This window comes from Mesorhizobium sp. P5_C1, assembly GCF_054049815.1.
In genome coordinates, this window is sequence record NZ_JBFULQ010000399.1 from 1 (window position 1) to 5298 (window position 5298).

The 5298-nt window shown below is 60.0% G+C and carries 5 protein-coding genes and 1 pseudogene; 3 read left to right on the forward strand and 3 right to left on the reverse strand.

All coding sequences use genetic code 11. The features are described from left to right. Both ACXJ7R_RS24200 and ACXJ7R_RS24205 read left to right on the forward strand, forming a co-directional pair. A pseudogene (locus ACXJ7R_RS24200) lies at positions 1-299 on the forward strand (D-xylose ABC transporter ATP-binding protein); the annotation flags it as partial. Between the two features lie 2 nt (positions 300-301). Continuing rightward, the gene (locus ACXJ7R_RS24205) at positions 302-1303 is read left to right on the forward strand and encodes an ABC transporter permease (RefSeq protein ID WP_457154037.1); all 1002 of its coding nucleotides are present in this window, start codon (positions 302-304) and stop codon (positions 1301-1303) included. A gap of 90 nt (positions 1304-1393) precedes the next feature. On the opposite strand, the gene ACXJ7R_RS24210 is transcribed toward ACXJ7R_RS24205, so the two are convergent. Genes ACXJ7R_RS24210 through ACXJ7R_RS24220 form a run of 3 tightly spaced genes read right to left on the reverse strand, consistent with a single transcriptional unit; the run spans position 1394 to position 4867 of the window. Continuing rightward, positions 1394-3379, reverse strand: a complete 1986-nt coding sequence (locus ACXJ7R_RS24210; RefSeq protein ID WP_457154038.1) for an oxidoreductase — start codon at positions 3377-3379, stop codon at positions 1394-1396. 48 nt (positions 3380-3427) lie between these two features. Continuing rightward, on the reverse strand, positions 3428-4222 hold the full coding sequence (locus ACXJ7R_RS24215) for a pyrroline-5-carboxylate reductase family protein (protein ID WP_457154039.1): 795 nt from the start codon (positions 4220-4222) through the stop codon (positions 3428-3430). Between the two features lie 15 nt (positions 4223-4237). Further along, positions 4238-4867 carry a TetR/AcrR family transcriptional regulator gene (locus tag ACXJ7R_RS24220; RefSeq protein ID WP_457154040.1) on the reverse strand — a complete coding sequence of 210 codons (630 nt, stop codon included), beginning with the start codon at positions 4865-4867 and terminating at the stop codon, positions 4238-4240. Positions 4868-5015: 148 nt separating this feature from the next. Here ACXJ7R_RS24220 and ACXJ7R_RS24225 point away from each other — a divergent pair. After that, a partial coding sequence (locus ACXJ7R_RS24225; RefSeq protein ID WP_457154041.1) for an oxidoreductase occupies positions 5016-5298 on the forward strand: 283 nt, incomplete at its 3' end.

Below are 5298 nucleotides of genomic sequence, written 5' to 3' on the forward strand. Positions count from 1 at the left end.
CTCTCTCGGGAGGCAATCTGCAAAAGGTGGTGATTGGCAAATGCTTGGCCGTACAGCCACGCCTGCTCCTGCTCAACAACCCAACGCGCGGCGTCGACATCGGCGCTCGCACGGAGATCTATCGAATCATACGGCAGAAGGCGGCGGAAGGCCTCGCCGTGATCCTTTCTTCGGAAGACATGCCTGAACTGATCGGTATGTCGGACCGCTTGCTGGTGCTCCGGCAAGGACATGTCACGCATCGCATCGAGACTGCAGCCGATGCCACCGAACACGACATCATTGGACATATGGCCTGACCATGGACACAAACGAGACCGCGAGCACCGCCATGACGCCGAGCGCAAGCGGCGAAAAAATCCGCAGCGCGAGCAGCTTCGAACTCCTCAAGCGCACTTTTCCGCTCGCGATGCTCGTTCTGCTCGTCGTCATATTCTCTCTGTCGTCGCCGCGCTTTCTCACCTTCAGCAACTTTCTCATCGTGCTTCAGCAGGGCACTGTGCTGCTGGTCGCGGCGCTGGGCATGACCTTCGTCATCATGGCGGGCTCGATCGATCTTTCGGTCGGTTCAATCGTCGCCCTCGCGGCATTGGCAACGGCCTTGACGGCCGATCGTCTCGGCGCTGCGGCAATCATTCCGGCCATTGCTGTTGGTGCGGTTGCCGGTTTGATCAATGGCGTGCTCCTCGCCAAGGGCAAGGTCCCGTCCTTCATAGCCACCATGGGGGCGATGGTGGTGTATCGCGGCATCGTGCTTCTGTTCACCCGCGGCGCTCCAGTGTCGATAGACGACGAGCAATTCCTCAACGCCTATGCCGAACGTACTTTGGGCATTCCCAATTCGGTGATCATTGGCCTGGTGCTGATGGTCCTTGCCTATGGCATCATCAACAGGACGGTGTTCGGACGCGAGGTCCGCGCCATCGGCGGTGGGGAACGCGTCGCCATCTTGACCGGCATTCAGGTCGCCCGCGTGAAAATCTACATGTATGTGCTTCTCGGGGCCCTGTGCGGCATCGCGGGATTGCTGCAGGGCGCGCGCGCCATGGCCGCCACAGCGCAGCTCGGGGAAGGGCTTGAACTGGATGTCATTGCTGCCGTCGTGGTCGGCGGAACGCCTTTAACCGGAGGTGTGGGCAGTGTTGTTGGTACCGCGCTTGGCGTTCTGATCATCACGCTTCTGTCGAACGGCATGAACATGACCGGTGTCGATCCATACCTCCAGAATATCRTCAAGGGTACGGTTCTCGTTTGCGCCGTATTCGTCACCATCGATCGTAAGAAGATTGGCATCATCAAGTAGCGACAGACCGGCTTCGGAGGGATCGCTAATCATAGTAACTATCGTCGTCTTTCGCTTGTCTGGATCGATCCGGCCCGTCTAGCGTGCCTATCACAGCCGCAAGGCGACCTTCCTCCCTTCGTGGAATGCGTAGGGCGCCTGGCGTGGAGCGGCGGCATCGCCGACCTCCGTGAAAGGTTGCGATGTGCCTTTCAACTCTTTCGCCAGCCAATCCGCCGCCACGTTGGTGGTTGCGAGAACAAGGCAATCGCCCGGTACGAAACTTTCTTCACGGGTGTTGTGGTCGACGACGGTCACGCCGTCCCCGTGCCACTCCAGAACGCTGACGTCCACGAACCATTTGACGCCAAGCTGGCGCAATGTCCGTCGCAGCGGGAAATCGGCAGCTGTCCGCTGCAGTTCCTTGCCGACCAGCGGATCGGGCGTGAGAATGGTCACTTGATGGCCATCCTCGGCAAGTTTCCAGGCTGTGCCACCGCCGCGCCAGCCTCCGCCCTCGTCGAGCAAAAGCACGCGCTTGCCGGGTCGCGCATGGCGGGCCATCACGGCTTCGATCGAGAAGACATTGCCCTTTTCGATGCCTGGCAGGCTCGGCATTGCCGGCAGCGCCTTCTGAAATCCGGTTTCTGGAGACACCGACCCTGTGGCCAGGATGACGGTGTCGGCTTGGAATGAGGGGATTTCCGATGCCTCGACATAGGTGTTCAGCCGTATGTCGACATTCAGCTTGCTGAGCTGGCGCTCATACCAGCCAAGAAGGTCGAGGATTTGCCCCCGGCGCGGCTGCAGCCCGGCGAGCAGAAAGTTCCCGCCCAGTCTGCTGGAGGCTTCGGCCAGCACCACGTCGTGACCCCGTTCGGCGGCAACGCGTGCCGTCTCGAGGCCAGCGGGACCGCCGCCGACGACAAGTACCCGTTTTTTGATGGCGGCGGCCGTGAACCGGTCACCGCCCCATTCAAACTCGCGTCCTGCCGAGGGATTGATAAGGCAGCTGATCCAGTAGTCGCGTGAACGGCGGCCCCAGCACATCTGGTTGCAGGAAATGCACCCGCGCACATCGTCCGGCCGGTCTGCCGCGGCCTTGCGTGCCAGATGCGGGTCGGCGATCTGGCCCCGCACGATCGAGACCAGGTCCGCAGCCTTTTCGCCGAGCACCGTTTCGGCATTTTCAGGCGTCCTGATATGGCTCTCGGCCACCACGAGGGCCGTCTTGACCACGCCCTTGAGGGTCGCCGCAAGATCGGCGCCAAGTTTCTCCGGGTAGAGAAAAGTCGGCATTATCTTGTAGAAATCGAGGTAGCTGCCGGTTCCGCAGGTCACGTAGTCGATCAGCCCCTGCTCATCATGCAACCGAATGATCTCCGCCAGTTCCTGGCGACTGAGCGCGACTGTGTAGTCGGGCTCATCGCTGACCGAGAGCCCAACGATAAAATCTCGACCGCATGTTTCCCGGATGCGGGTCAGGATCTCGCGGGAGATCCGTGTGCGGTTTTCGAGCGAGCCTCCCCATTGGTCTTCGCGTTGGTTTGTCCAGGGCGTCCAGAATTGATCGATCAGCCCGACATAGGCAGCCCAGACTTCGACACCATCGAAACCGGCTTCCCGGCAGCGGCGCGCGGCCTGAACGAAGCCGTCGATGGTCTCCCAGATCTCATCCTGCGACATAGCGTGGGAACCGTCGCTGTCATGGTAGCTCGGAAGGCCCGAGGGCGACCAATGTGCGTGAAATGAGTTGTCCGAATCGCCATGCGCACCGACGTGGTAGAGTTGCTGGATGGCGATCGCCCCGTGGTCCTTGATCGCCCGCGTGACCTGTTGGAAATGAGGAATGACGCTATCGTCGCCAGGTCGGAAATTGCCGCGTGTCAGCACGGCGGCTTGATGGACGGGCATGGGTTCGACAACAATCATGCCGGCCCCGCCAATCGCTCGTTCGGCATAGTAGGCAACGTGCCGTTCGGTCGGCACGCCATTTTCGGCCATGTTGGCGGTGTGAGCCCCGAACACGATCCGGTTTCGCAGGGTGCGACTGCCCAGCGTTACAGGTGAAAACAGATGCGGAAAGAGTTTTGACATTGTACATCACCTGCGGGTCGGAGGACGGCAAACCGCCTCGTGTGGCAATCAGGAGKCTTGTCCCATACTCACGGATTTCTGAAGCGCTGCAGCAAGTCCGTCTGCCACGGTCGCTTCAAATCCGGCTGCGCGCATGGCCTCGATTGCTGCTGCGGTGGTGCCGCGGTAGTCGAGGAAGGTCTGGACGATGTCTTTGGGATTGTCTGCGCGAGCCTCGAGGAGTTTTCCCGCTCCAATCAGCACCGCGCTGACGCTCCTTCGGGCAATGTCCGGGCTTATTCCTCGACCGACGGCATCGTCCATCATCGCTGCGGCAAGGAGGGCCGGAAAGGCCGGGCCGGATCCGGTGAGGCCCGTCAGATAGTCGATATCTGCTTCACTTTTGACTTCATCTGCGGCGCCACAGGCCTCCAGAATCCGACGGGCGACATCGCGGTCATCCGCAGTGACACCCCGAGAACCTATCCAGGGAGTATAGGAATTGCGCACCTCTGCCGCAGCATTCGGAAGCGTGCGCACGACGCGTTCGGTCTTGAGACGTCGAGCCAGTTGGTCGAGAGGCACTCCGGCCATGACCGACATGGCGAGCTTGCCATACGCAGAGATGTCGATGGCAGGCCAGTCCTGGGGGCGGACCGATACGATGATGACATCGGATCGGTCGGCCAGTTCCTGATTGTCCCTGGTCCATGTGGCGTTTGGCAGAAAGCCGGGTTGCCCGCTTCTGTAAGAAAGCGTGAGGTGCTGAGCGGCGACTATCTGTGCATCGATGATGGCCTCGGCGATGGCCCGTCCAAGCCAGCCACCTCCGCCAATTATTCCGATGCTCAAGGGTTCGCCCATCGTCGAAACTCTTCCTCAACCCGCGGAATGGCCATGTCTGGCGAAGAACCGATCCAGCTCCCGCTTCTGTGGGGCCTCGCCCGTAAAAATCTCAACGTACCCGGGAATGCGCTTCATGCGGACCGCGAGATCTTCCCTGGTCTGCATTGAGATGTAGCCGATCTGGACGAGGTAGATGGTGCGCGCTCGAACATCGGCCGAGCCTTCTTCGTAGCCATACCGGACGAACATCTGGCTCATTGCATCGAGGCGCGTCTGATCGGCTGTCTGTACCTCCGCCAGGATCTCGGGAGATTGAAGCGCCCAGCTTCTGACTGCGAACTCGAACTGGGAGTCGAACAAGGTCTTGTCGAGCCAGCAGTCGAAAACGTTCAGCATCGCTTCGGCCACTGTCTCGGCATAGGCCTCAGCCTGCTTGACGAGGTTGCCGGTATTCTTATCCCGCCATCGGATCAATAGGGCCGCCAACAGTTCTTCTCGATCCTTGAAGAACCAATAGAAGCTGGTGCGGGACAGGCCCAGCTTCTTGGCCAAGGGCGAAATTCTCACGGTGTCGACGCCGGATTCGAGAAGCAAGTCGTAGGCGGCTTCAAGCCACCCCTCCGGCGATCCGCGCCATCCGCTGTCGTTCGAAATTTGCTCCATGAGCGACCAACCTAACAAAACGCAAAAGTGAAAACCAGCAAAATGTACACCTATGTCGATTTGATCGACCTATGAGAACTCAAACTTGACATATCTGTACATTTTCAAATAGCGTTTGCACCTGCCACCCCAGTCCGGAGTCCGTCAGATGTCGAACGATCCCCTTTTGCAGCCGTACAAACTCAAGCATTTGACCCTTCGCAACCGCATCATCGTGACGTCCCACGAGCCGGCCTATCCGGAGGATGGGATGCCGAAGGAGCGCTATCTTGCTTACACGGTGGAGCGGGCGAAAGGCGGTGTGGCGATGACGATGACGGCCGGGTCGGCGGCGGTCTCGAAGGACAGCCCCCCGGTTTTCAACAACCTGCTCGCCTACAAGGACGAGATCGTACCGTGGATCAAGCAAATGACCGATGCGGTGCACGAAG